Origin of the sequence: Enterobacter cloacae complex sp. 370H10 (assembly GCF_050031535.1) — a bacterium.
Lineage (GTDB): Bacteria > Pseudomonadota > Gammaproteobacteria > Enterobacterales > Enterobacteriaceae > Enterobacter > Enterobacter intestinihominis.
On the sequence record NZ_JBLGWG010000001.1, the window covers coordinates 900,179 to 924,812 of the forward strand.

23 protein-coding genes are annotated in these 24,634 nt (G+C 55.5%); 18 read left to right on the plus strand and 5 right to left on the minus strand.

The window, feature by feature from the left end:
• Positions 1–4 precede the first annotated feature (4 nt).
• Genes ACQG2Q_RS04230 through ACQG2Q_RS04240 form a run of 3 tightly spaced genes read left to right on the plus strand, consistent with a single transcriptional unit; the run spans position 5 to position 3,435 of the window.
• Complete coding sequence (locus tag ACQG2Q_RS04230) at positions 5–946, plus strand: ABC transporter permease (RefSeq protein WP_038415390.1); 942 nt, start codon at positions 5–7, stop codon at positions 944–946.
• A 2-nt stretch (positions 947–948) separates the two neighbouring features.
• The gene (locus tag ACQG2Q_RS04235; RefSeq protein WP_063850118.1) at positions 949–1,824 is read left to right on the plus strand and encodes an ABC transporter permease; all 876 of its coding nucleotides are present in this window, start codon (positions 949–951) and stop codon (positions 1,822–1,824) included.
• Between the two features lie 9 nt (positions 1,825–1,833).
• On the plus strand, positions 1,834–3,435 hold the full coding sequence (locus ACQG2Q_RS04240; protein WP_032624798.1) for a gamma-glutamyltransferase family protein: 1,602 nt from the start codon (positions 1,834–1,836) through the stop codon (positions 3,433–3,435).
• A gap of 41 nt (positions 3,436–3,476) precedes the next feature.
• On the opposite strand, the gene ACQG2Q_RS04245 is transcribed toward ACQG2Q_RS04240, so the two are convergent.
• On the minus strand, positions 3,477–4,247 hold the full coding sequence (locus ACQG2Q_RS04245; RefSeq protein WP_023305484.1) for an amidohydrolase: 771 nt from the start codon (positions 4,245–4,247) through the stop codon (positions 3,477–3,479).
• A 107-nt stretch (positions 4,248–4,354) separates the two neighbouring features.
• Positions 4,355–6,799, minus strand: a complete 2,445-nt coding sequence (gene fadE / locus ACQG2Q_RS04250) for an acyl-CoA dehydrogenase FadE (RefSeq protein WP_023299388.1) — start codon at positions 6,797–6,799, stop codon at positions 4,355–4,357.
• A 239-nt stretch (positions 6,800–7,038) separates the two neighbouring features.
• Between fadE and lpcA the strand changes: the two genes are divergently transcribed.
• Together lpcA and ACQG2Q_RS04260 are read left to right on the plus strand one after the other, a co-directional pair.
• The gene (lpcA, locus tag ACQG2Q_RS04255; RefSeq protein ID WP_003863232.1) at positions 7,039–7,617 is read left to right on the plus strand and encodes a D-sedoheptulose 7-phosphate isomerase; all 579 of its coding nucleotides are present in this window, start codon (positions 7,039–7,041) and stop codon (positions 7,615–7,617) included.
• A 48-nt stretch (positions 7,618–7,665) separates the two neighbouring features.
• On the plus strand, positions 7,666–8,433 hold the full coding sequence (locus ACQG2Q_RS04260; protein ID WP_017383120.1) for a class II glutamine amidotransferase: 768 nt from the start codon (positions 7,666–7,668) through the stop codon (positions 8,431–8,433).
• Here ACQG2Q_RS04260 and dpaA read toward each other — a convergent pair.
• Positions 8,404–9,144 carry a peptidoglycan meso-diaminopimelic acid protein amidase gene (dpaA, locus tag ACQG2Q_RS04265; protein WP_006810008.1) on the minus strand — a complete coding sequence of 247 codons (741 nt, stop codon included), beginning with the start codon at positions 9,142–9,144 and terminating at the stop codon, positions 8,404–8,406. The two genes, ACQG2Q_RS04260 and dpaA, sit on opposite strands and share 30 nt — an antisense overlap.
• Positions 9,145–9,444: 300 nt before the next feature.
• Here dpaA and ACQG2Q_RS04270 point away from each other — a divergent pair, with 300 nt between their 5' ends.
• The 8 genes from ACQG2Q_RS04270 (at position 9,445) to dinB (ending at position 16,650) form a co-directional block, all read left to right on the plus strand.
• Positions 9,445–10,788, plus strand: a complete 1,344-nt coding sequence (locus tag ACQG2Q_RS04270) for a Na(+)-translocating NADH-quinone reductase subunit A (protein ID WP_063850120.1) — start codon at positions 9,445–9,447, stop codon at positions 10,786–10,788.
• Positions 10,789–10,790: 2 nt separating this feature from the next.
• Complete coding sequence (locus tag ACQG2Q_RS04275; protein WP_022647143.1) at positions 10,791–12,026, plus strand: NADH:ubiquinone reductase (Na(+)-transporting) subunit B; 1,236 nt, start codon at positions 10,791–10,793, stop codon at positions 12,024–12,026.
• Positions 12,019–12,813 carry a Na(+)-translocating NADH-quinone reductase subunit C gene (locus tag ACQG2Q_RS04280; RefSeq protein ID WP_022647144.1) on the plus strand — a complete coding sequence of 265 codons (795 nt, stop codon included), beginning with the start codon at positions 12,019–12,021 and terminating at the stop codon, positions 12,811–12,813. Before ACQG2Q_RS04275 ends, ACQG2Q_RS04280 begins: the two co-directional genes overlap by 8 nt.
• Positions 12,806–13,444 carry an NADH:ubiquinone reductase (Na(+)-transporting) subunit D gene (locus ACQG2Q_RS04285; protein ID WP_003863219.1) on the plus strand — a complete coding sequence of 213 codons (639 nt, stop codon included), beginning with the start codon at positions 12,806–12,808 and terminating at the stop codon, positions 13,442–13,444. Before ACQG2Q_RS04280 ends, ACQG2Q_RS04285 begins: the two co-directional genes overlap by 8 nt.
• A gap of 6 nt (positions 13,445–13,450) precedes the next feature.
• On the plus strand, positions 13,451–14,047 hold the full coding sequence (nqrE, locus tag ACQG2Q_RS04290; RefSeq protein ID WP_003863217.1) for an NADH:ubiquinone reductase (Na(+)-transporting) subunit E: 597 nt from the start codon (positions 13,451–13,453) through the stop codon (positions 14,045–14,047).
• Between the two features lie 10 nt (positions 14,048–14,057).
• A complete protein-coding gene (gene nqrF, locus ACQG2Q_RS04295; RefSeq protein ID WP_015571374.1) occupies positions 14,058–15,281 on the plus strand; it encodes an NADH:ubiquinone reductase (Na(+)-transporting) subunit F in 1,224 nt (407 codons plus the stop codon).
• Positions 15,282–15,283: 2 nt separating this feature from the next.
• Positions 15,284–15,484: a (Na+)-NQR maturation NqrM gene (gene nqrM / locus ACQG2Q_RS04300; RefSeq protein ID WP_063850122.1), complete on the plus strand. Its 201-nt coding sequence runs from the start codon at positions 15,284–15,286 to the stop codon at positions 15,482–15,484.
• A 107-nt stretch (positions 15,485–15,591) separates the two neighbouring features.
• Positions 15,592–16,650 (plus strand): DNA polymerase IV, encoded by a 1,059-nt coding sequence (dinB, locus tag ACQG2Q_RS04305; RefSeq protein WP_046620608.1) that lies wholly within the window; start codon positions 15,592–15,594, stop codon positions 16,648–16,650.
• Between the two features lie 55 nt (positions 16,651–16,705).
• Here the strand turns inward: dinB and pepD are convergent, their stop codons facing one another.
• Positions 16,706–18,163 carry a cytosol nonspecific dipeptidase gene (pepD, locus tag ACQG2Q_RS04310; RefSeq protein WP_046620606.1) on the minus strand — a complete coding sequence of 486 codons (1,458 nt, stop codon included), beginning with the start codon at positions 18,161–18,163 and terminating at the stop codon, positions 16,706–16,708.
• A gap of 258 nt (positions 18,164–18,421) precedes the next feature.
• Here pepD and gpt point away from each other — a divergent pair, with 258 nt between their 5' ends.
• From gpt to crl, 3 genes are all read left to right on the plus strand, one after another.
• Positions 18,422–18,880: a xanthine phosphoribosyltransferase gene (gene gpt / locus ACQG2Q_RS04315; RefSeq protein ID WP_003863205.1), complete on the plus strand. Its 459-nt coding sequence runs from the start codon at positions 18,422–18,424 to the stop codon at positions 18,878–18,880.
• Between the two features lie 104 nt (positions 18,881–18,984).
• Complete coding sequence (frsA, locus tag ACQG2Q_RS04320; RefSeq protein ID WP_038415404.1) at positions 18,985–20,229, plus strand: esterase FrsA; 1,245 nt, start codon at positions 18,985–18,987, stop codon at positions 20,227–20,229.
• 56 nt (positions 20,230–20,285) lie between these two features.
• Positions 20,286–20,687, plus strand: coding sequence for a sigma factor-binding protein Crl (crl, locus tag ACQG2Q_RS04325; RefSeq protein ID WP_022647149.1), 402 nt, complete (start codon positions 20,286–20,288; stop codon positions 20,685–20,687).
• Between the two features lie 131 nt (positions 20,688–20,818).
• Here the strand turns inward: crl and phoE are convergent, their stop codons facing one another.
• Positions 20,819–21,871, minus strand: coding sequence for a phosphoporin PhoE (gene phoE, locus ACQG2Q_RS04330; RefSeq protein WP_022647150.1), 1,053 nt, complete (start codon positions 21,869–21,871; stop codon positions 20,819–20,821).
• A 305-nt stretch (positions 21,872–22,176) separates the two neighbouring features.
• Between phoE and proB the strand changes: the two genes are divergently transcribed.
• Together proB and proA are read left to right on the plus strand one after the other, a co-directional pair.
• The gene (gene proB, locus ACQG2Q_RS04335) at positions 22,177–23,280 is read left to right on the plus strand and encodes a glutamate 5-kinase (RefSeq protein ID WP_015571369.1); all 1,104 of its coding nucleotides are present in this window, start codon (positions 22,177–22,179) and stop codon (positions 23,278–23,280) included.
• A gap of 11 nt (positions 23,281–23,291) precedes the next feature.
• Entirely contained in the window at positions 23,292–24,545 is a 1,254-nt protein-coding gene (gene proA / locus ACQG2Q_RS04340) for a glutamate-5-semialdehyde dehydrogenase (RefSeq protein WP_022647151.1), read from the plus strand.
• Positions 24,546–24,634: the final 89 nt, after the last annotated feature.

Genomic DNA, 24,634 nt, shown 5'->3' on the forward strand with positions numbered 1-24,634 from the left:
ACCCATGCTGGAACTGATTTGCAAACGTCTGCTGCTGGCTATACCCACTCTGCTGCTGGTGAGCATGATGGTGTTCGGCCTGCAAAAGCTGCTGCCTGGCGATCCGCTGATTGCCATGGCCGGGGAGGAGCGCGATCCGGCGGTGATCGCCCAGCTGCGTGCTGAGCTGAATCTGGACGCGCCGATCCCCGTGCAGTATTTCAACTGGCTGACGCGGGCGCTGCAAGGCGATCTGGGTGTCTCCTTACGCACTCATGAGCCGGTCACGCAACTCATTGCCAGCAAGCTGCCGGTCACGCTGGAACTGTCGCTGCTGGCGATGATTATCGCGCTGGTGTTTGGTATCAGCATGGGGATCCTCGCGGCGGTGAACAAAAACAGCTGGATCGATCACGGGGCGAATTTTGTGGCGATCTCGGGGATCTCAATACCGCACTTCTGGCTGGGGATCCTGCTGATTCTGGTCTTTTCAGTAAACCTGCAATGGTTGCCTGCGTCCGGTTATGTGCCGTTCAGTGAAGATCCGATCCAGAACCTGCGGACATTGCTGCTGCCCGCGTCCGTGCTCGGAACCGGCCTGGCGGCGACGCTGATGCGCCATACCCGCGCGTCGATGATTGCGGTGCTGAAAGCGGATTACATCCGCACCGCGCGCGCTAAGGGGCTGCTGCCGAAAGCGGTGATCCTGAAGCACGCCTTTCGCAATGCGCTGGTGCCGGTGATCACCCTCACCACGTTGCTGTTCGGCGAGCTGCTGGGCGGGGCGGTGCTGACCGAGCAGGTGTTCACCATTCCGGGCTTCGGCAAAATGATCGTCGACTCGGTGTTCAACCGCGACTACGCGGTGGTGCAGGGCGTAGTGCTGATCGTGGCGATCGGTTTCCTGATGCTCAACCTGCTGGCTGACGTGCTCTACGTCCTTATCAACCCGAAAATGCGAGGTTAATCATGGCGGAACTGACGACGCAAACCGTGGCGCCCGCGCTGCCGCGCGCGCAAAACCGGGTGCTGAAAAAATTCCTCGCCAATAAAAGTGCGGTGATTGGCGCGCTTGTGGTGGGCTTTTTTGTGCTGGTGGCGCTGCTGGCGCCGTGGATCGCGCCATTTGACCCGGTCAAAGCTAACTTCCTCGCGGTGCGCAAAGCGCCATCGGCGATGTACTGGTTCGGCACCGACGAGCTGGGGCGCGATATCTTGTCCCGCATTATCTGGGGGGCGAGAACCTCGCTGATGGCGGGCTGTATGTCGGTGGCGATCGCGGTTGTCATCGGCGTGCCGCTGGGGCTGGTGGCGGGTTATTTCCAGAAGATGTGGGACGGGGTGATCTCCCGCTTTATTGAGGCACTGCTGGCCTGTCCATTCCTGATCATGGCGATCGCGCTGGGGGCATTCTTAGGCCCAAGCCTGACGAATGCCATGATCGCTATTGGACTCTCGGCAATGCCGATCTTCGCCCGCCTGACGCGCGGCCAGGTGATCGCCATTCGCAACGAAGAGTACATCGACGGCGCGCGGGCGATTGGCCTGCCGGACCGCTGGATCATCATTAAATACGTTCTGCCCAACGCGATGTCACCTATCCTGGTGCAGGCCACGCTGGCCATTGCCTCGGCGATTATCGCCGAAGCCAGCCTTTCGTTTTTAGGGTTAGGCCAACAGCCGCCGAACCCATCCTGGGGCTCCATGCTCAACACCGCAAAAGGGTTTCTCGAACAGGCGCCGTGGATGTCGGTTTTCCCCGGCGTGGCGATTTTCCTTGCCGTTCAGGGCTTTAATTTACTCGGCGACGGGCTGCGCGATGCGCTCGATCCGCGCCACGACTAAGGAGTCATGATGACCAAAGCGCTCGATTTTACAACCGGTTACGATTCACGACGCCCGCCGATGATGGGCCATAACGCCGTTGCCACCTCGCAGCCGCTGGCGGCACAGGCGGGAATGAAGATGCTACAGCTGGGCGGAAATGCCGTTGATGCGGCGATTGCGACCGCCATGGCGCTGACCGTTGTCGAGCCGACCGGCAACGGCATCGGCAGCGATGCTTTTGCCATTGTCTGGGACGGTGAAAAACTTCACGGTCTGAATGCGTCCGGTCGTTCGCCAGCCAGCTGGCATGCGGATCTGTTTGCCGGAAAAACCGCCGTACCTGAAATCGGCTGGGACGCGGTGACCGTGCCGGGTGCGGTGTCGGGCTGGGTGGCGCTGGCTGAACGTTTTGGCACGCTGCCGCTGACCACGCTCGCGCAGCCAGCCATTGATTACGCGCGTAACGGTTTCCCGGTCTCGCCGCTGATCGGCCATCTCTGGCAGCGCGGCTACAACAAGCTGAAAGATCAGCCCGGGTTTAGTGCCTGCTTTGCGCCGGAAGGCCGCGCGCCGCGCGTGGGGGAGATCTTCCGTAACCCGGCGCAGGCGAACTCACTGGAGCTGATCGCCAAAACCAACGGCGACGCGTTTTACCGTGGCGAACTGGCGCAGAAAATTGCCGCCTTCGCCAAAGCACATGGTGCACACCTGACCGAAGCAGACCTGGCGAATCACCGTGTGGACTGGGTGGAACTGCTATCGCGCGACTTCGCGGGCGGTTCGGTGCAGGAATTGCCACCAAACGGTCAGGGGATCGCCACCCTGATTGCGCTCGGCATTCTGGAGCAGTGCGGCATCGAGAAACATCACCCGGATTCCGTGCAGGGGCTGCACCTCTCTATAGAGGCAATGAAGCTGGCGCTGGCGGATCTCGATCGCTACGTTGCGGATGAAGAGCATATGGAGTTTGCCGCCAAAGCGCTGCTGAGCGACCATTATCTGAAGTCGCGCGCCGCGCTTATCAATCACGATAAAGCCTCTGATTTTGTGTACGGATCGCCGACGCAGAGTGGGACGGTTTACCTCAGCGCAGCGGATTCCAGCGGGATGATGATCTCCTTTATTCAGTCCAATTTTATGGGCTTCGGTTCAGGGATCGTGGTGCCGGATACGGGGATCAGCCTGCAAAACCGCGGCTGCGGCTTTGTGCTCGATCCCAAACACCCGAACGCGCTGGCAGGCAGCAAGCGTCCTTTCCACACCATCATTCCGGGCTTTGCGATGGACGGTAACGGCAAACCGCTGATGTCCTTCGGCGTGATGGGCGGCCCGATGCAGGCGCAGGGGCACATGCAGATGGCGCTGCGCATTATGCTGCACGGGCAAAACCCGCAAGCGGCGATTGACGCCCCGCGCTGGCGCGTGGTGCAGGGCAGGGAAGTGGTTGTTGAATCGACCTTCGATCGCAATACCATCGCGGCGCTGCGCGAGCGCGGACACCAGATCGTGGTGGAAGATCCGCTTCAGGATTACAATTTTGGCGGCGCGCAGGTGATTTACCGTATGCCGGAAGGGCACTACGTGGCTGCGACGGAGAGCCGCAAAGACGGGCAGGCGTTGGTGAGCTGATTTGTAGGCCGGGTAAGGCGCAGCCGCCACCCGGCTTTTTCTTATCCAATGCTAAATGGATCTGCATCCTGCCAGGCCGGAAACTTCTCCCGATACTCCTTTAACGCCGTTAACGAGATCTCAGCGTCAATTCGTGTCGCCTGATGCGGCTCGGCGGTGGCAATAATCTCACCCTGCGGACTGATCACCCGGCTGTCACCGCGATAGTGATGCCCGTTACCGTCCGTTCCTACACGGTTACAGCCAACGACATAAGCCTGATTTTCAATCGCGCGCGCGGTCAGTAAAGCCTGCCAGTGCAGGGAGCGTGGGGCGGGCCAGTTGGCGACGTACAACGCCAGGTCATAATCGTTGCGGTTGCGCGACCACACCGGGAAGCGCAGGTCATAGCAGACCAGCGGCAGAATACGCCAGCCGCGCCATTCAAATACCACGCGTTCGTTTCCGGCTTCATAATGTTGATGTTCATCCGCCATGCGGAACAGATGGCGCTTATCGTAGAAATGGACGTTTCCTTCCGGCTCGACCAGCAGGAAGCGATTGACCGGTCCGCGCCCGGTCTGGAGCGCGACGCTGCCGGCAATCAGCGCGTTTGTTTCCTGCGCCCTGGCGTGCATCCAGGCCACCACCTCGTCCTGCGGCATGGACTGTTTTGCTGCCTCCATCGCGAAACCTGTGGTGAACATCTCCGGCAGGACAATCACATCGCGTCCGGTAATCTCTTCCAGCTGGCGATCAAAATGGCGAAGGTTGGCGGGACCGTCCATCCACACTAAAGGTTGCTGCAAAACAGAAATCTTTAAACCAGGCACGATACAGGCTCCTTAATAAACACTTTTTGACACTGTAGCACGTCATTACCAGAATATGTGGCAATAAAAAACCCCGCGCGGGGCGGGGTTTGTGAGAGCAAAATACCTTATGCCGCTTCAGGTTTGCGGTGCTTCTCTGGCAGCTTTACCGGCTGAGTCGCCAGCTCTTCTGGTTCGAAATCATCCACGTTAATACTGCGCAGACGGCTCTCTTCGGCTTTCACCAGAATCGCAGCTTCGCTGTTGTCGATGATGCCACCCGCCAGCGCCTGTTTTGCCAGCTCATCCAGTCGTGTAAACGGCAGGTTTTTGCCCAGCTGTTTGCAGATCTTCTGGTGAATCGGGTCGGCGGCCATCACGTCAAGCAGCGCTTCTTCCAGCAAACCTACCGGGTTATGCGGGGTAGGTTCCAGGTATTGACCACGGCCAATACGGGAACGGGTTGCGCTTGGTACCTGGAGGATCTTCGCCACTTTATGATCCAGCTTGTCAGACGGTGCCAGATGGTGACGACCGGTCGGGAAGATCACCGCGCGCAGGGCGCCCGCCACGAAGCGGTTCGGGAAGTTTGCCAGCAGGTCGTCAATCGCCTGTTCCGCCTGATACATCGCATCCTGCACGCCCCAGTGCACCAGCGGCAGATCCGCTTCCTGACGGCCTTCATCGTCGTAGCGTTTCAGCACCGCAGAGGCCAGGAAGATCTGGCTCAGCACATCACCCAGACGGGCGGAGATGCGTTCGCGACGCTTCAGGCTTCCGCCTAGAACGGCCATGGAGACGTCAGACAGCAGCGCCAGGTTAGCGCTCAGACGGTTCAGGTGTTGGTAGTAACGTTTGGTTGCATCGCGGGTCGGCGTCGCGCTGGTCAGCCCCCGCGTCAGGCCGAGCCAGAAGCTGCGAACTTCATTGCTGCCAACGTGACCGATATGTTTGAACAGCAGCTTGTCGAAGGCATCCACGTCGTTATTCTGCGCGGCGGCCATCTCTTCCAGCACGTACGGATGGCAGCGAATCGCCCCCTGGCCGAAGATCATCATGCTGCGGGTCAGGATGTTTGCCCCTTCCACGGTGATGGCAATCGGTGCGCCCTGATAGCCGCGTGCCAGGAAGTTGCCTTCGCCAAGCATAATGCCTTTACCGCCTGCGATATCCATTGCATCAATAATTGACTGCTGTGCACGGTGGGTACAGTGGTACTTCACAATTGCCGACAGCACGGCGGGTTTCTCGCCCAGCATAATACCGTAGGTAATCAGCGAGGCTGCGGCGTCCATCACGTAGGCATTGCCCGCAATACGCGCCAGCGGCTCTTCGATACCTTCCATCTTGCCGATGGAGATTTTGAACTGACGGCGGATATGCGCGTAAGCCCCAATCCCCATCGCCACCGATTTCAGACCGCCGGTAGAGTTCGACGGCAGGGTAATGCCGCGGCCCACCGACAGACATTCCACCAGCATACGCCAGCCCTGACCGGCCATTTTCGGTCCACCGATGATGTAGTCAATCGGCACAAAGATATCCTGACCGCGAGTCGGGCCGTTCTGGAATGGTACGTTCAGCGGGAAATGACGACGACCAATTTCAACCCCCGGGGTCGAGGTTGGGATCAGCGCACAGGTAATGCCCAAATCTTCTTCACCGCCCAGCAGTTTTTCCGGGTCAGAAAGTTTGAACGCCAGACCGAGTACGGTGGCGATAGGCGCCAGGGTGATATAACGTTTGTTCCAGGTCAGGCGCATGCCCAGCACCTGTTCGCCCTGCCATTCGCCCATGCAGACCACGCCAGTATCCGGGATCGCACCGGCATCAGAACCGGCTTCCGGGCTGGTCAGCGCGAAGCACGGAATTTCCTGACCACGCGCCAGACGCGGCAGATAGTGATCTTTCTGCTCTTCCGTACCGTAATGCTGTAACAGCTCGCCCGGGCCTAAGGAGTTTGGCACGCCAACGGTGATCGCCAGGATCCCGGAAACACCCGCCAGTTTTTGCAGGACGCGAGCCTGAGCGTAAGCGGAGAATTCCAGACCGCCGTACTCTTTCTTAATGATCATCGCGAAGAAGCGATGCTCTTTCAGATATGCCCACAGCTCAGGCGGCAGGTCGGCCATTTCGTGAGTGATGGCAAAATCGTTCGCCATGCGGCAGGCTTCTTCCACCGGGCCGTCAATAAAGGCTTGTTCTTCGGCGGTCAGACGCGGCTGCGGGTAGTTGTGCAGCTTTTTCCAGTCCGGGTTGCCCTGGAACAGATCGCCTTCCCACCAGGTCGTGCCCGCATCAATCGCCTCTTTCTCCGTGCGCGACATCGGCGGCATCACTTTACGGAATCCCTTGAACACCGGCGCGGAGATCATCGACTTACGCATCGGCGTCAGGTTAAACGGCAGCAAAATGATTGCCAGGGGAACAAGTACCCAGATATTCCACAGGCCAGCGACGCCAAGTGCAGCCGTCCAGGCCAGAAGAATCAGGCTACTCAGGAATAAACTGACACGGTGATAGAACAACACCCCGAGCAGCACAACGGTTGCGAAAATGCTCAAAATCATCATAAAGAAAAGCTCCCTTGCTTGTAGGAGGTCTGACCACTTGTGATGATATGGTTGTAGTTGATGTCATTTCTTTTAGCAATGTGTTTACAAAATAATTACAACCTGGTTCACATTGTTCGCGTTTTAGCCGGCACAAAAAATCAAAACGCCGGACGATTCGCATGGCTTTAGCTTCTCGCTTTTACTGCTATCCGGTACACTCCACTGTGTTATTTCATCAATACTGAAGGATTATCCTCATGTACCAGGATCTTATTCGTAACGAACTGAACGAAGCGGCGGAAACGCTGGCGAATTTTCTGAAAGATGATGCCAATATTCACGCTATTCAGCGCGCGGCGGTCCTGCTTGCCGACAGTTTCAAAGCCGGCGGTAAAGTGCTTTCCTGCGGTAACGGCGGTTCCCACTGTGACGCCATGCACTTCGCCGAAGAGCTGACCGGACGCTATCGCGAAAACCGTCCGGGCTACCCGGCGATTGCGATTTCCGACGTGAGCCACATCTCCTGTGTAGGCAACGACTTCGGTTACGACCATATCTTTTCCCGCTACGTTGAAGCCGTAGGCCGTGAAGGCGACGTGCTGCTGGGGATCTCCACGTCCGGTAACTCCGCTAACGTGATCAAAGCGATCGCCGCCGCGCGTGAGAAGGGCATGAAAGTGATCACCCTGACCGGGAAAGATGGCGGTAAGATGGACGGTACAGCGGACATTGAAATCCGTGTACCACACTTCGGTTATGCGGATCGCGTTCAGGAAATTCACATCAAAGTGATCCACATCCTGATCCAACTGATCGAAAAAGAGATGGTTAAGTAAGACTTCGCTGGGGGGCGCCGGTGCCCCCCGCTGTTGTGGAGGTGTTCTATGTGCGAACTGCTCGGGATGAGCGCCAATGTGCCAACCGATATCTGCTTTAGTTTCACCGGGCTGGTTCAGCGCGGTGGAGGAACCGGGCCGCATAAAGACGGCTGGGGCATTACCTTCTACGAAGGCAAAGGATGTCGCACGTTTAAAGATCCACAGCCCAGCTTTAACTCACCCATTGCCAGACTGGTGCAGGACTATCCTATTAAATCCTGTTCGGTGATCGCCCATATCCGCCAGGCCAATCGTGGCGAAGTGGCGCTGGAAAATACCCATCCGTTTACCCGTGAACTGTGGGGACGTAACTGGACCTATGCGCACAACGGGCAGCTCTCGGGCTATAAATCACTGGAAACCGGCAATTTTCGTCCTGTCGGTGAAACGGACAGCGAAAAAGCATTTTGCTGGCTGCTGCACAAGCTGACCGAGCGCTACCCCCGTACGCCCGGCAACATGACCGCAGTATTTAAGTACATAGCGTCACTGGCGTCTGAGTTACGCGAGAAGGGCGTGTTTAATATGCTGCTGTCTGACGGACGCTACGTGATGGCATTCTGCTCGACGAATCTGTTCTGGATCACCCGACGTGCGCCGTTTGGCGTCGCCACGCTGCTCGATCAGGATGTGGAAATTGATTTTCAGAAGGAGACCACACCGAACGATGTGGTCACTGTCATTGCAACGCAGCCGCTGACGGGCAACGAAACCTGGCAAAAGATCATGCCAGGCGAGTGGGCGCTATTTTGTCTCGGGGACCGCGTAATTTGACGCCAGCTGAGGCTGAACCACTTCATGGCTGAGCGGTTTACTCACCACGTAACGGCCATTGACGATGGACACCACCGGCGGCTTATGGGTCTGCTCGAAGTAGTCATAACCCGGTTTTAGCTGTTTCCAGAAATCTGTGTAAACAGAGTACTTATGGCGCGCCATGTTGGCATCCGTCATACGGAACGGATAGATGCTGACCTGAACATTCGGCTGGCCGAAGACCAGTGCGCCCGTGACAAACTGGAAGATTTCATCAATGCCGGAATCCGTCATCGCATAACAGCCGACAGACACGCAGGCGCCGTGGATCATCAGGTATTTCCCTTCGTAACCGTGCGCACGGTCGAAGGCATTGGGGAAACCGATGTTAATCGCTTTATAGAAGCGGCTGTCCGGTTTTAGCTGGTTACGCTGAACGTTGTAAAACCCTTCCGGACTTTTGAAGTCACCCTGGCGCTGTTTCGGCCCCAGTCCGCCAGAATAGTTACAGATTTTGTAGCTATCGAGCAGTTGATACGTCTCGCCCATTTTGACAAACAGATCGAGTGTGCGCTCTTCCTTGAAGATTTGAATATAAACCGGGGATCCCATCAACTGCTGTTTATACTCTTTGCTGACCGGCGTCGTTGAACTATTACTGCCAAGCAGCCCGGCAAACGACATGCACGGTATCAGAAGCATCGCAATGAACAATGCGATTTTACGCATACTACTGGTTCCTTGATAAAACAATGACCAACTTGCCAGAACGGCAAAAGACACCCGAAATCAGACTAATCTGGACAGGAGCGCTCACATTAGCACCGATGGAGATTTTCGCAAGAGCCAACCTTTGCGTTTACAAATTAGTTTTACTTTATAACCCATTCATATCGTCCTGACTCCAGGAACTTTGCGCAATAGCTCGCATTTCGGCGCGCCAGACGGCGGATTTACTGCCCTTGGCAGGGCCGAAAATGGTACACTCCGGCCTCTCTGGATTGTTGTTCATGGATACCTGCTAACCACATGTTTAGAATCAGAAAAGGACTCGATCTGCCAATCTCTGGCGTGCCTGAACAGCACGTAACGACCGGCGCCAGTATTCATCATGTCGCTATTGTGGGTGATGATTACGTGGGCATGCGCCCCGCGATGCTTGTACAGGAAGGCGATCGTGTAATAAAAGGCCAGGCACTCTTCGAGGATAAAAAAAATCCTGGCGTTATGTTTACAGCCCCTGCCAGCGGTACCGTCGTCGCCATCCATCGTGGTGAGCGTCGCGTCCTGCAGTCGGTTGTCATTCAAATTGAAGGTGACGAAAAACGCGAGTTTGCGCGTTTTGACGCCGCCGATCTCGCTACCCTCAGCCACGACGCGGTGCAGACGCAACTGCTGGAGTCAGGACTGTGGACGGCGCTTCGCACGCGTCCCTATAGCAAAACGCCCGTACCTGGCACTGTGCCAGCCGCTATCTTCGTTACGGCCATCGACACCAACCCGCTCAGCGCGGATCCGCAGCCTCTTATCCTGGCGGAACGCAAAGCTTTCGATGCCGGCCTCACCGTGTTAACGCGCCTGACGCCGGGCAAAGTGCATGTCTGCCAGGCCAGCGGCGGTAAGCTGGGCGGGCATCCTCAAGGGCAGGTCGCCTTTAATGAATTTGCCGGCCCGCATCCGGCCGGACTGGTGGGAACGCATATTCATTTCCTGGAGCCGGTAAGCCTGACGAAACAGGTCTGGCATCTTAATTATCAGGACGTGATCGCTATCGGTAAGCTCTTCACCACGGGTGAGCTGTGCGCAGAACGCATTATTGCCATCGGCGGCCCTCAGGCAACCCAACCGCGTCTGGTTCGCACGCTGCTTGGTGCAGACCTGACGGCGCTGTTGGCTGGCGAAACGAAAGAAGGTGAGAACCGCATTATTTCCGGTTCGGTGCTGAGCGGCAGACACGCGACAGGCCCGATGGCCTGGCTGGGTCGTTTCCATCTTCAGGTGAGCGTGGTGCTTGAAGGGCGCGAGAAAGAGCTGTTCGGCTGGGTGGTGCCTGGCGCGGAAAAATACTCGGTAACCCGTACCACGCTCGGCCACTTTTTGCGTCGTAAGCTGTTTAACTTCTCCACCAGCACCAACGGCGGTGAGCGCGCCATGGTCCCGATTGGCAACTACGAACGCGTGATGCCGCTGGATATTCTGCCCACTGTGCTGCTGCGCGATCTGCTGGCCGGCGATACCGACGGTGCCCAGGCGCTGGGCTGTCTGGAGCTGGACGAGGAAGATCTGGCGCTGTGTACCTATGTGTGTCCAGGTAAATACGAATATGGACCCGTATTGCGCGAGGTGTTAACCCGCATTGAGCAGGAAGGATAACCATGGGCTTAAAACACCTCTTTGAAAAAATTGAGCCGCACTTTACCGAAGGGAAGCTCAAAAAGTACTACCCGCTGTATGAAGCGACAACGACCATTTTCTACACGCCGGGTCTGGTGACGAAAGGCGCGGCGCACGTTCGCGACGCCATCGACCTCAAGCGAATGATGATTCTGGTCTGGTTTGCGGTCTTCCCGGCCATGTTCTGGGGGATGTATAACGTTGGGTTGCAGACTATTCCGGCGCTGCACCATATGTACGATGCAGAGCAGCTGGCGCAGGTGATTCAGTCTGACTGGCACTATCGTCTGGCGCAGTCGCTGGGGGTGAGCTTTGCGGCAGATGCAGGCTGGATCAGCATGATGACGCTGGGCGCTGTCTTCTTCCTCCCCATCTATATGACTGTCTTTATTGTGGGCGGTTTCTGGGAGGTTCTGTTCGCTATTATTCGCAAACATGAGATAAACGAAGGCTTCTTTGTTACCTCTATTCTGTTTGCGCTGATTGTTCCGCCAACGCTGCCGCTCTGGCAGGCGGCGATGGGGATCAGCTTTGGCGTAGTGATTGCCAAGGAGATCTTCGGCGGGACCGGACGCAACTTCCTCAACCCGGCACTGGCAGGGCGCGCGTTCCTGTTCTTTGCTTATCCGGCGCAAATCTCGGGCGACCTGGTGTGGACGGCAGCAGACGGATTCTCCGGCGCGACGCCACTTTCACAGTGGGCGGCTGGCGGCGGCGAAACGCTGGTTAACAATGCAACCGGACAGCCTGTCACCTGGTTTGATGCGTTTATTGGCAATATTCCAGGCTCCATCGGTGAAGTGTCTACCCTGATGATTTTGATCGGCGGAGCCATCATCCTCTTTGGCCGCGTGGCGTCCTGGCGCATTGTCGCTGGCGTCATGCTTGGGATGGTCCTCACCGCCACGCTTTTCAATTTCATTGGTTCAGACACTAACCCGATGTTCTCCATGCCGTGGTACTGGCACCTCGTGCTGGGAGGCTTTGCGTTTGGCATGATGTTCATGGCCACCGATCCGGTCTCGGCTTCGTTTACCGACAGAGGAAAATGGTGCTACGGCGCGCTCATTGGGGTGATGTGTGTACTGATTCGCGTGGTCAACCCGGCCTATCCGGAAGGGATGATGTTGGCCATTCTGTTTGCCAATCTGTTTGCGCCGCTGTTCGACTATCTGGTCGTGCGCGCCAACATTAAGCGGAGGAAGGCGCGTGGCTGAGATCAAAAATAACGACAGTATCAGCAAAACGCTGCTGGTGGTGCTGGTACTGTGTCTGGTCTGTTCCATTGTCGTGGCCGGTTCTGCCGTTGGGTTGAAACCGCTACAGCAGGAGCAACGTGCGCTGGATAAACAGCGTAACATCCTTGCCGTTGCCGGGCTGATGCAGGAAGGCATGACGAAGGATGACGTCGCAGCGGTGTTTGCCGAACGCATTACCGCACGGCTGGTGGATTTAAAAACCGGGGAGTTAATGGATAAAGACCCGGCGAAATATAACCAGGCGCTGGCGCTAAAAGATCCGCAGATGAGCACCATGCTTGACGCCTCGCAGGATCCGGCAGGCATTAAGCGCCGCAGCAATGTCGCGGAGATTTACCTCGTCCGCGACGAGCAAAAGCGCATCCAGGAAATCGTGTTGCCCATCTATGGCAACGGTTTATGGTCAATGATGTACGCCTTTGTGGCGCTGGATACCGATGGCCGTACGGTCAAAGGCATTACATATTACGATCAGGGCGAAACACCAGGGCTGGGGGGCGAAGTTGAGAACCCTAACTGGCGGGCACAGTTTGTCGGTAAAAAAGTGCTCGATGACAACGGCCAGCCTGCGCTGAAGGTGGTGAAAGGAGGAGCGCGTCCCGGTGATGAATTTGCCGTTGATGGCCTTTCCGGCGCCACGCTCACTTCTAATGGGGTGCAGCACAGCTTTGATTTCTGGATGGGTGAACTGGGCTTTGGTCCCTTCCTGAAGAATGTACGTGAAGGAGCGCTGAACAATGGCTGATACGGGTGAACTGAAAGAAGTTAAAAAGGTGCTGATTGGCCCACTTTTAGCCAATAACCCGATAACGCTTCAGGTGCTGGGTGTATGCTCGGCTCTGGCGGTAACCACCAAGCTGGAAACGGCGGTGGTCATGACGCTGGCGGTAACGCTGGTGACAGCGTTTTCCAGCATGTTTATCTCAATGATCCGCCACCACATACCCAACAGCGTGAGGATCATTGTCCAGATGGCGATCATCGCCTCGCTGGTGATCGTGGTTGATCAGCTTCTGCGCGCCTTCGCTTATGAAACCTCGAAGCAGCTTTCGGTGTTTGTCGGCCTGATTATCACCAACTGTATCGTGATGGGGCGCGCTGAAGCCTATGCGATGAAAATGCCGCCACTGGCGAGCTTTATGGACGGTATCGGCAACGGGCTGGGTTACGGTGTGATCCTGTTGACGGTTGGTTTCCTGCGCGAACTTATTGGCAGCGGCAAACTGTTTGGCATTCCGGTGCTGGATACGGTACAGAACGGCGGCTGGTATCTGCCGAACGGTTTGTTCCTGCTGGCACCAAGCGCATTTTTCATTATCGGTTTGCTGATCTGGCTGATTCGTACGCTGAAGCCTGAACAGCAGGAAAAGGAGTAACCGACGATGGCTCATTACCTGAGTTTATTTGTGCGCGCGGTGTTTGTTGAAAACATGGCGCTCGCTTTCTTCCTGGGCATGTGTACGTTCCTTGCTGTTTCTAAGAAGGTATCGACGGCATTCGGTCTGGGTGTGGCGGTCACTGTTGTGCTGGGGCTTTCCGTTCCGATTAACAACCTGGTGTTCAACTTCGTGCTTCGCGATGGCGCGCTGGTGGAGGGAGTTGATCTTAGCTTCCTGAACTTCATCACCTTTATCGGGGTGATTGCGGCGCTTGTTCAGATCCTGGAGATGATCCTCGATAAATACTTCCCGTCGCTGTACAACGCACTGGGGATCTTCCTGCCGCTAATCGCGGTGAACTGCGCCATTTTCGGTGGCGTCTCATTTATGGTTCAGCGCGATTACAACTTCAGTGAATCGGTTGTGTATGGTTTCGGTTCCGGTATCGGCTGGATGCTGGCGATTGTCACCATGGCGGGGATCCGTGAAAAAATGAAATATGCCAACGTACCTGCGGGGCTTCGTGGCTTAGGGATCACCTTTATCACCACCGGCCTGATGGCGTTGGGCTTTATGTCCTTCTCCGGTGTGCAGCTATAAGGGCTAAAAGATGGAAATTATTCTTGGCGTGGTGATGTTCACGCTGATAGTACTGGTGCTGTCAGGGCTGATCCTGGCAGCGCGTGCGAAGCTGGTGAATTCCGGGGATGTGATCATTGATATCAATGACGATCCGCAGAATCAGATCCGTACCCCGGCAGGGGATAAGCTGCTTAATACGCTCTCCGGCAACGGGATTTTTGTCTCGTCTGCCTGTGGCGGCGGTGGCTCCTGTGGACAGTGCCGTGTGACGGTGAAAGAGGGAGGCGGTGATATTCTGCCAACAGAACTGTCGCATATCACGAAGCGTGAAGCGAAAGAGGGCTGCCGTCTGGCGTGTCAGGTCGCTGTGCGCCAGAACATGAAGATTGAGCTGCCGGAGGAGATCTTCGGCGTGAAAAAATGGGAGTGCGAAGTTATCTCTAACGATAACAAAGCCACGTTCATTAAAGAGCTCAAGCTGCGCGTTCCTGAAGGGGAGAGCGTCCCGTTCCGTGCGGGTGGGTATATCCAGATTGATTGTCCGGCACATACCGTGGCGTATGCTGACTTCGACGTGCCCGAGGAGTACCGGGCCGACTGGGATAAATTTAACCTCTTCCGCTTTGTTTCCGAAGTAAAAGAGCCCGCGCTTCGCGCTTATTCCATGGCTAACTACCCGGAAGAGAAGGGCATTATTATGCTCAACGTGCGTATCGCCACGCCGCCGCCGAATGTGCCTGATGCACCCCCTGGCGTCATGTCGTCCTATATCTGGTCCCTCAAGCCTGGCGACAAAGTGACGATTTCCGGCCCGTTCGGCGAATTCTTTGCCAAAGACACCGACGCGGAAATGGTCTTTATCGGCGGCGGTGCGGGTATGGCGCCGATGCGTTCGCATATCTTTGACCAGCTCAAACGACTTGGCAGCAAGCGCAAGATCAGCTTCTGGTACGGGGCGCGTTCACTGCGCGAAATGTTCTATGACGATGAGTTTGAACAACTGGCACGTGATAACCCTAACTTTACCTTCCATGTGGCGTTATCCGATCCGCAGCCGGAAGATAACTGGACAGGTTATACGGGCTTCATCCACAACGTGCTGTATGAAAATTACCTCAAACAGCACCCGGCACCGGAAGATTGCGAGTTTTATATGTGTGGTCCGCCAATGATGAACGCCGCCGTGATTAAGATGCTAAAAGATCTTGGCGTGGAAGATGAGAACATCATGCTCGATGATTTCGGAGGCTGATTATGCTGACCTTTCTGGCGACCTTTACGGTGTTTGTACTGGTGATATTCGGGATGTCCTTAGGCTGGATCATCAAGCGTAAAAGCATTCAGGGCAGCTGTGGAGGTATATCTTCCATCGGAATGGAAAAAGTGTGCGATTGTCCGGAACCGTGCGATGCGCGAAAAAAACGGATGGCTCGCGAGCAGCAACGCATTATTTAGTCTTGTATGTCGGGTAAGGCAACGCCGCCACCCGACAATTCCCACGCACACTTCTCAACCCTCATTTGTTTACTGTATACTTATCCAGTAATGAGTGAGGGCTTACTATGCGCAAAATAATCCATGTCGATATGGACTGCTTTTTTGCCGCAGTGGAGATGCGTGACAACCCGGCGCTGCGGGATATTCCCATCGCCATTGGCGGCAGCCGGGTTCAGCGCGGTGTCATCAGCACCGCCAACTATCCTGCTCGCAAATACGGTGTGCGCAGCGCCATGCCGACAGCGATGGCGCTAAAACTGTGCCCGCATCTCACTCTTTTGCCCGGACGTTTTGATGCCTATAAAGAAGCATCGAGCCACATTCGGGAGATCTTCTCCCGCTACACCTCTCTGATTGAACCGTTATCGCTGGATGAAGCCTATCTGGATGTCACCCACAGCGTGCACTGCCACGGATCCGCCACCCTGATGGCGCAGGAGATCCGCCAGACTATTTTTAACGAGCTGAACCTGACGGCATCGGCAGGCGTCGCGCCGATAAAATTTCTCGCCAAAATCGCCTCCGATTTAAATAAGCCCAACGGCCAGTACGTCATCACCCCGGAAGAGGTTCCGGCGTTTTTAAAGACGCTGCCGCTCAGCAAAATCCCCGGTGTGGGTAAAGTCTCCGCCGCAAAGCTGGAAAATATGGGGCTACGCACCTGTGAAGACGTTCAGCGCAGCGATCTGGCGCTGCTGCTTAAGCGTTTTGGTAAGTTTGGCCGCGTACTGTGGGAACGCAGTCAGGGCATTGATGACCGGGATGTGAACAACGAACGGCTGCGTAAATCGGTCGGCGTTGAACGCACGCTGAGCGAAGATATCCATGACTGGGCAGAGTGTGAAACCATTATTACGGAACAACTCTATCCTGAGCTTGAACGACGCTTACTGAAGGTCAAACCAGATCTGCTTATTGCCCGGCAGGGCATCAAACTGAAATTTAACGATTTTCAGCAGACGACGCAGGAGCATGTCTGGCCACGCCTCAACAAAGAGGATCTTATCGCGACGGCAAAAAAGGCATGGGAAGAGCGGCGGGGCGGACGAGGGGTAAGGCTGGTGGGGCTGCACGTCACATTGCTGGATCCGCAGCTGGAGCGTCAGCTGGTGCTGGGACTGTAGATTAGGCTAATCGTAGGCCCGGTAAGCGAAGCGCCACCGGGCATCAAACGGCTTATTACTTAACAGGGATTGCTTTCAGCAGCTCAGTCAGCAGCGTCCAGTAGTGACCGACGCTTTCAATGTGAACCTGCTCATCCGGGGAGTGCGGCCCCGTAATGGTCGGCCCGATGGAGACCATGTCCATATCCGGATACGGTTTCTTGAACAGACCACATTCCAGACCCGCGTGAATAACCTGAATGTTCGGGGTGCTGTTGAACAGTCTCTGATAAGTTTCACGCACCAGTGCCATGACCGGAGAACTTGCATCCGGCTGCCAGCCAGGGTAGCTGCCTTTTGCAGACGTTTTCGCGCCCGCCAGGGTACCCAGAGATTCCAGCATGCTCACAACGTAATCTTTACCGCTGTCGATCAGGGAACGGATCAGGCAAATGATCTCTGCGCTGTCGTCGCCCATGGTCACTACGCCCACGTTCAGGGAGGTTTCAACCACGCCTTTTGCGACGTCAGAATTGCGGATCACGCCGTTTGGCGTTGCGTTCAGCAACTGGACGAACGTGTCACGAGACTGAGTGGTCAGCGCGGCTTTATCCGTTGTAACGGACTCCAGTACCACCGTCAGGTTTTTCTCTTTCTCAGACAGCTCGTTTTTCAGGATATCCAGATACAGGCTGGAGAGTTTTTTCAGCTCTTCCGCTTTCGCCGCAGGCACCGCCACGGTCGCGAAGGCTTCGCGAGGGATCGCGTTACGCAGAGTGCCGCCGTTGAAGTCCACCAGACGCAGATCCAGTTCAGCGGCATGGCCCGCCAGGAAACGCGCCAGCAGTTTGTTGGCGTTGCCCAGGCCCAGGTGAATATCACCGCCGGAGTGACCGCCTTTCAGCCCTTTCAGCGTCAGCTTAAAGGTTTCGAATCCGGCAGGAATCGCTTCGCGGGACAGCGGCAGGGTAGAGATGAAATCGATCCCGCCCGCGCAGCCCATGTAGATCTCACCTTCTTCTTCGGAATCGGTGTTGATCAGAATGTCCGCTTGCAGCCAGTTTGCCTGGAGACCGAACGCGCCATCCATGCCCGCTTCTTCAGTCATGGTCAGCAGCACTTCCAGCGGACCGTGTTCAACGCTGTCGTCAGCCAGCACGGCCAGCGCGGAAGCCATACCAATACCGTTATCTGCGCCCAGGGTCGTGCCGCGCGCCTTCACCCACTCACCGTCGATGTACGGCTGAATCGGGTCTTTTGTGAAGTCGTGAACGGTGTCGTTGTTTTTCTGCGGAACCATGTCCAGGTGCGCCTGCAATACCACTGGCTTACGGTTTTCCATACCTGCGGTGGCAGGTTTGCGGATGAGAATATTGCCAACCTGGTCGCGCTCAGCGTGCAGACCTTTTTCCTTTGCCCAGCCCATAATATGTTCGGCAAGCTGTTCTTCGTGATAGGAAGGGTGCGGAATGGAGCAGATTTTGGCAAAAATATCCCACAGCGGCTGTGGAGATAATTGAGACAGTTCAGACACGATAGGTCTCCTTGTCGTTGCGCTGCAAAACAATGTTGCAGGTCACTGGGTTAGCAGGTTAATCGTTACCACAAGACGGGCTTGCGAGATGCATCTGAGAATACCACTTTCTCCCGTGGCTGGTAGCATTAAGCATGTAAAAACTCAGGCTCATGGCGCGTAACACTGGTTTTTAGTGCGTCAGATCTCTATAATCTCGCGCAACCTGGTTCACCCTCATTTTTTTAAGCCGTATATAAACAGGCTGGGACACTTCACATGAGCGAAAAATACGTCGTCACCTGGGACATGTTGCAGATTCACGCACGCAAACTGGCTGCGCGTCTGATGCCTTCCGAACAGTGGAAAGGCATTATTGCCGTCAGCCGTGGCGGTTTGGTACCGGGGGCGCTGCTGGCACGTGAGCTGGGTATTCGTCATGTCGATACCGTATGTATCTCCAGCTATGACCACGATAACCAGCGTGAGCTGAAAGTGCTGAAGCGCGCGGAAGGCGACGGTGAAGGCTTTATCGTTATCGACGATCTGGTGGACACCGGCGGTACCGCTGTGGCTATCCGCGAAATGTATCCAAAAGCGCACTTCGTCACTATCTTCGCGAAACCAGCGGGTCGTCCCCTGGTTGATGATTACGTCATTGATATCCCACAGGATACCTGGATTGAACAGCCATGGGATATGGGCGTGGTCTTCGTACCGCCTATCTCTGGCCGTTAATTTCAGTACGTAACTTTACACGCCCGGTTATGCCGGGCGTTGTTCTTTTTACCCTGCCACGCGTTACAATGGTCTCCAAGTGATGTATCCATGGAGGCAACGCAATGGCGCAGGCGAATCTCACCGAAACTCTTTTCAAACCCCGTTTCAAGCACCCTGAAACCTCGACGCTGGTGCGTCGGTTTAATCCGGGGACCATGCCTGCTGTACAGTCAGCGTTAGATGGTAAAAACGTGCCCCACTGGTACCGCATGATTAATCGCCTGATGTGGATCTGGCGCGGTATCGACCCGCGCGAAATCCTCGACGTGCAGGCGCGTATCGTGATGAGCGAGTCTGAGCGCACCGACAGCGATCTCTACGACACGGTGGTGGGCTACCGTGGCGGGAACTGGATCTACGAATGGTCAAAGCAGGCCATGCTCTGGCAGCAAAAAGCGAGCCAGGAAGAAGATGCCACTCTCAGCGGCAAACACTGGCTGCATGCGGCAAACCTTTACAGCATCGCTGCATACCCGCATCTGAAAGGAGACGAACTGGCGGAGCAGGCCCAGGCGCTGGCAAACCGGGCTTATGAAGAGGCCGCCCAGCGGCTGCCTGGCCGGATGCGTGAAATTGAGTTCGCCATTCCCGGCGGTAGCCCGGTGACTGGATTCCTGCATATGCCGGAGGGGGAAGGCCCGTTCCCGACGGTTCTGATGTGCGGCGGCCTGGATTCGTTACAAATTGATTATTACAGCCTGTATGAGCGCTACTTTGCCCCAAACGGGATCGCCATGCTGACGCTCGATATGCCATCAATTGGTTTTTCATCCAAATGGAAACTTACGCAAGACTCCAGCCTGCTGCACCAGCATGCATTAAAAGCGCTGGAGAATATCCCCTGGGTTGACCATACCCGGGTAGGTGCGTTTGGCTTCCGCTTTGGCGCTAACGTCGCGGTACGGCTGGCCTACCTTGAATCTTCCCGCCTGAAGGCCGTCGCCTGTCTTGGCCCGGTAGTGCATGCACTGTTAAGCGATCCTGCGCGTCAGGGTAGCGTTCCTGAAATGTATCTGGACGTGCTGGCGAGCCGACTTGGCATGCATGATGCTTCAGATGAAGCGTTACGCATTGAACTTAATCGGTATTCATTAAAAACGCAGGGCTTGCTGGGCCGCCGTTGCCCAACCCCGATGATGTCCGGTTTCTGGAAGAACGATCCATTTAGCCCGGAAGAGGAGTCACGCTTAATCACCTCGTCATCTTCGGATGGCAAATTGCTGGAGGTACCCTTCAGCCCGGTGTACCAAAATTTTGACAAAGCGCTTAAAGAGATCACACGCTGGATCACGCAGAGATTGTGTTAATAGTTTGCTAAATTTCGTTGGTTTGGTAAAACAGTGCTTCACAAAAGGAGATCGCAATGACGTTACCGAGTGGACACCCGAAAAGTAGACTGATTAAGAAGTTCATGGCTCTTGGCCCGTATATTCGAGAAGAGCAGTGTGAAGAGAATCGCTTTTTTTTCGACTGCCTGGCTGTTTGCGTCAACGTGAAGCCTGCACCCGAAAAACGTGAGTTCTGGGGCTGGTGGATGGAAATGGAAGCACAGGAAAACCGTTTTACCTATAGCTATCAGTTTGGCCTGTTTAATAAAGACGGGCACTGGCAGGCGACGAGCATCAAAGATCAGGAAGTGATCGATCGCCTGGAGCATACGCTAAAAGAATTTCACGGCAGAGCTCGCGACCTGCTGGCAACGCTGGATCTGAAGCTGGAGCCTGCGGACGATTTTTCCAGCGAAGCGGTGAAACTGAGAGCCTGATGATGTCACAGCGCCGGGTGGCTGCTACGCCTTACCCGGCCTAAAAACGTATTACTCCCCAGGTCCGGTAAGCACAGCGTCACCGGGCACAAAAAAACCGGCTCAGCGCCGGTTTTTTTATTACCACAACATCAGAACTGGTAGGTCATGCCCAGCGCAACGATATCATCGCTGCTTACGCCCAGTTTATTATCGTCATCGATCTGGTTGATTTTATAATCAACAAACGCAGACATGTTTTTGTTGAAATAATAGGTTGCACCTACATCGATGTATTTCACGATATCTTCATCGCCAATGCCTTCGATATCTTTGCCTTTAGACTGGACGTAACCCAGAGATGGGCGCAGACCAAAGTCAAACTGATATTGCGCAACCACTTCGAAGTTTTGCGCTTTATTTGCAAAGCCACCGGAAATAGGGGCCATATTACGGGTTTCAGAATAGAGAGTGGCCAGATATATATCGTTGGCATCATATTTCAGACCGGTCGCCCAGCCTTCTGCTTTTTTACCTTCGCCGCGTGCCTGAAGGTTTTGCTCATTGGTGCGATCGGAGCTGGCATACGCACCAATCACAGAGAAATCGCTGCCGCCGAAGTCATAGCTCAGGGAGGTACCGAAGCCGTCGCCGTTTTGCTTCTTCACGTCGCGGTTTTCATTTTTACCCTGGTATTGCAGGGTCATATTAAGACCGTCAACCATGCCAAAGAAATCGGTATTACGGTATGTAGCCAGACCGGAAGCGCGTTTCGTCATGAAATTATCGGTCTGCGCCAGGCCGTCACCGCCGAACTCCGGGAACATATCGGTGTATGCGGCGACGTCATACAGCGCACCCAGATTACGACCGTAATCAAAAGAACCAAAATCTTTCAGTTTAATACCCGCAAATGCCAGGCGCGTTTTTTGAGAAGAGTCGCTTTCTGCTTTGTTACCCGCGAACTCTGCTTCCCAACGTCCGTAGCCCGTCAGCTGATCGTTAATCTGCGTTTCACCCTTAAAGCCAAAACGAACGTAAGTCTGGTCACCATCCTTCGCGTCATCATCACTGAGGTAGTGCATTGCTTTTACTTTGCCGTACACGTCCAGTTTATTACCGTTTTTATTATAAACTTCTGCTGCGTGAACAGATGTGGATGCAACTACGCCCATTACCACTAATGCCAGAGTGCTCTTTTTCATTTTCAATCCTGATTTTATAAAAACGCGCTAATATTCGCTGAGCAATAAGATTCAACTTATTACCCCGTGAAAAACAGGAAGGGTTTTATCGTTAGTGGGTGAACGTTTTATGACAAAGTAAGAATATGTCTAAAAAAGTATGTTTTAATTTTTCGGTAATAAAATTGTCAAAATCTGCCGCTACGCTTCCTGATCCCGCGCAACAAAGTGACGGGTGATGTGCTAAGGCAGTTGGCAACGGGGCTGACACCTGTTAAAACGTTTGACTGACATCATTTTCCCTTATTGTTGAACGGCAGAGAATCATGAGTGACAGCCAGACGCTGGTGGTAAAACTCGGTACCAGTGTGTTAACAGGCGGATCGCGCCGCCTTAATCGTGCCCATATCGTTGAGCTTGTACGTCAGTGCGCTCAGTTGCATGCCGCAGGGCATCGTATTGTGATTGTGACCTCCGGGGCGATTGCCGCCGGGCGTGAACACCTGGGCTACCCCGAACTCCCCGCGACGATCGCCTCCAAACAGCTGCTGGCCGCCGTAGGACAAAGCCGACTCATACAGCTCTGGGAACAACTGTTCTCCATTTATGGCATTCACGTCGGGCAGATGCTGCTGACGCGTGCGGATATGGAAGACAGGGAACGTTTCCTGAACGCCCGCGATACGCTGCGCGCGCTGCTGGATAACCATATCGTTCCGGTCATCAACGAAAACGACGCTGTTGCCACCGCTGAAATCAAAGTAGGCGACAACGATAACCTCTCTGCGCTGGCGGCGATCCTGGCAGGGGCCGATAAGCTGCTGCTTCTGACCGATCAGCAGGGGCTGTTTACCGCTGACCCGCGTTCCAATCCACAGGCAGAACTGATCAAAGACGTTCACGGCATTGACGATGCGCTGCGTGCCATTGCGGGAGACAGCGTTTCTGGTCTTGGGACAGGCGGTATGGGCACCAAGCTCCAGGCTGCGGACGTGGCGTGCCGGGCCGGTATCGATACCATCATTGCCGCGGGCAGCCGTCCGGGCGTGATAGGTGATGTGATGGAAGGCATCTCTGTGGGCACACGCTTCCACGCCCAGGCCTCCCCGCTGGAAAACCGCAAACGCTGGATCTTTGGCGCGCCCCCGGCTGGTGAATTGACCGTGGATGAAGGCGCGACCGCCGCTATTCTGGAAAGAGGAAGCTCGTTGCTTCCAAAAGGAATTAAAAGCGTGACAGGCAACTTCTCGCGTGGTGAAGTGATCCGAATCCGTAACCTTGAAGGTCGCGACATCGCTCATGGCGTAAGCCGTTATAACAGCGACGCGCTGCGTCGGATTGCTGGCCACCATTCCCAGCAGATCGACGCCATCCTGGGCTATGAATATGGCCCGGTTGCCGTGCATCGCGACGACATGATTATTCGTTAAGGAGCCAGAACATGCTGGAACAAATGGGCGCAGCCGCGAAAGCCGCCTCGTATAAACTGGCGCTCCTTTCCAGCCGCGAGAAAAACCGCGTGCTGGAAAAAATCGCTGATTATCTGGAATCCCAGTCGCAGGAAATTTTGCTCGCCAACGAGCAGGATCTGCTGGAAGCGCGTCGCAACGGCTTGAGCGAAGCGATGCTCGACCGTCTGGCATTGACCCCGGCGCGTCTGAAAGGTATCGCCGATGACGTCCGTCAGGTGTGCAACCTCGCCGACCCGGTAGGGCAGGTGATTGACGGTGGGGTGCTCGACAGCGGGTTACGCCTTGAGCGTCGTCGTGTGCCACTCGGCGTCATCGGTGTGATTTACGAAGCGCGTCCAAACGTGACGGTGGATGTTGCCTCCCTGTGCCTGAAAACCGGTAACGCCGCTATCCTGCGTGGCGGGAAAGAGACCTGGCGCACCAACGCCGCGACGGTAAACGTCATTCAGCAGGCGCTGGAAGAGTGCGGCTTACCGGCGGCTGCCGTGCAGGCGATTGAAAGCCCCGACCGCGCGCTGGTCAACGAGATGCTGCGCATGGACAAACATATCGACATGCTCATCCCACGAGGCGGCGCGGGCCTGCACAAGCTGTGCCGTGAGCATTCCACCATTCCGGTCATTACCGGCGGTATCGGCGTATGCCATATCGTGGTGGATGACACCGCGGAGATCGAACCTGCACTGAAGATTATCGTCAACGCTAAAACTCAGCGTCCAAGCACCTGTAATACGGTGGAAACGCTGCTGGTGCATCAGGGCATCGCCAGTACCTTCCTGCCAGCGCTGAGCAAGCAGATGGCGGAAAGTGGCGTTACGCTGCATGCGGACGAGAAGGCTCTCGCCCTGCTGAAAGACGGTCCGGCGAAGGTCGTTCCGGTTAACGCGGAGCAGTACGACGATGAGTATTTGTCGCTGGATCTGAACGTGAAGGTAGTTGCGGATCTCGATGATGCTATTGCGCACATTCGTGAACACGGAACCCAGCATTCTGACGCGATCCTGACGCGCACCCTGCGCAATGCCGATCGTTTTGTGAATGAAGTGGATTCGTCTGCGGTTTACGTGAATGCCTCGACGCGCTTCACCGATGGCGGCCAGTTTGGTCTGGGCGCGGAGGTGGCTGTGAGCACTCAGAAGCTGCATGCCCGCGGTCCGATGGGGCTGGAAGCGCTGACCACCTACAAGTGGATCGGCTTCGGTGATGATACCATTCGTGCGTAAATAATCTCGGGTGATGCAAAAATAGCCGTTTGATTCAAAAGGGCATTGACGCATCACCCGGTTAGATCTACTCTTTTGCCCCGTGGTTA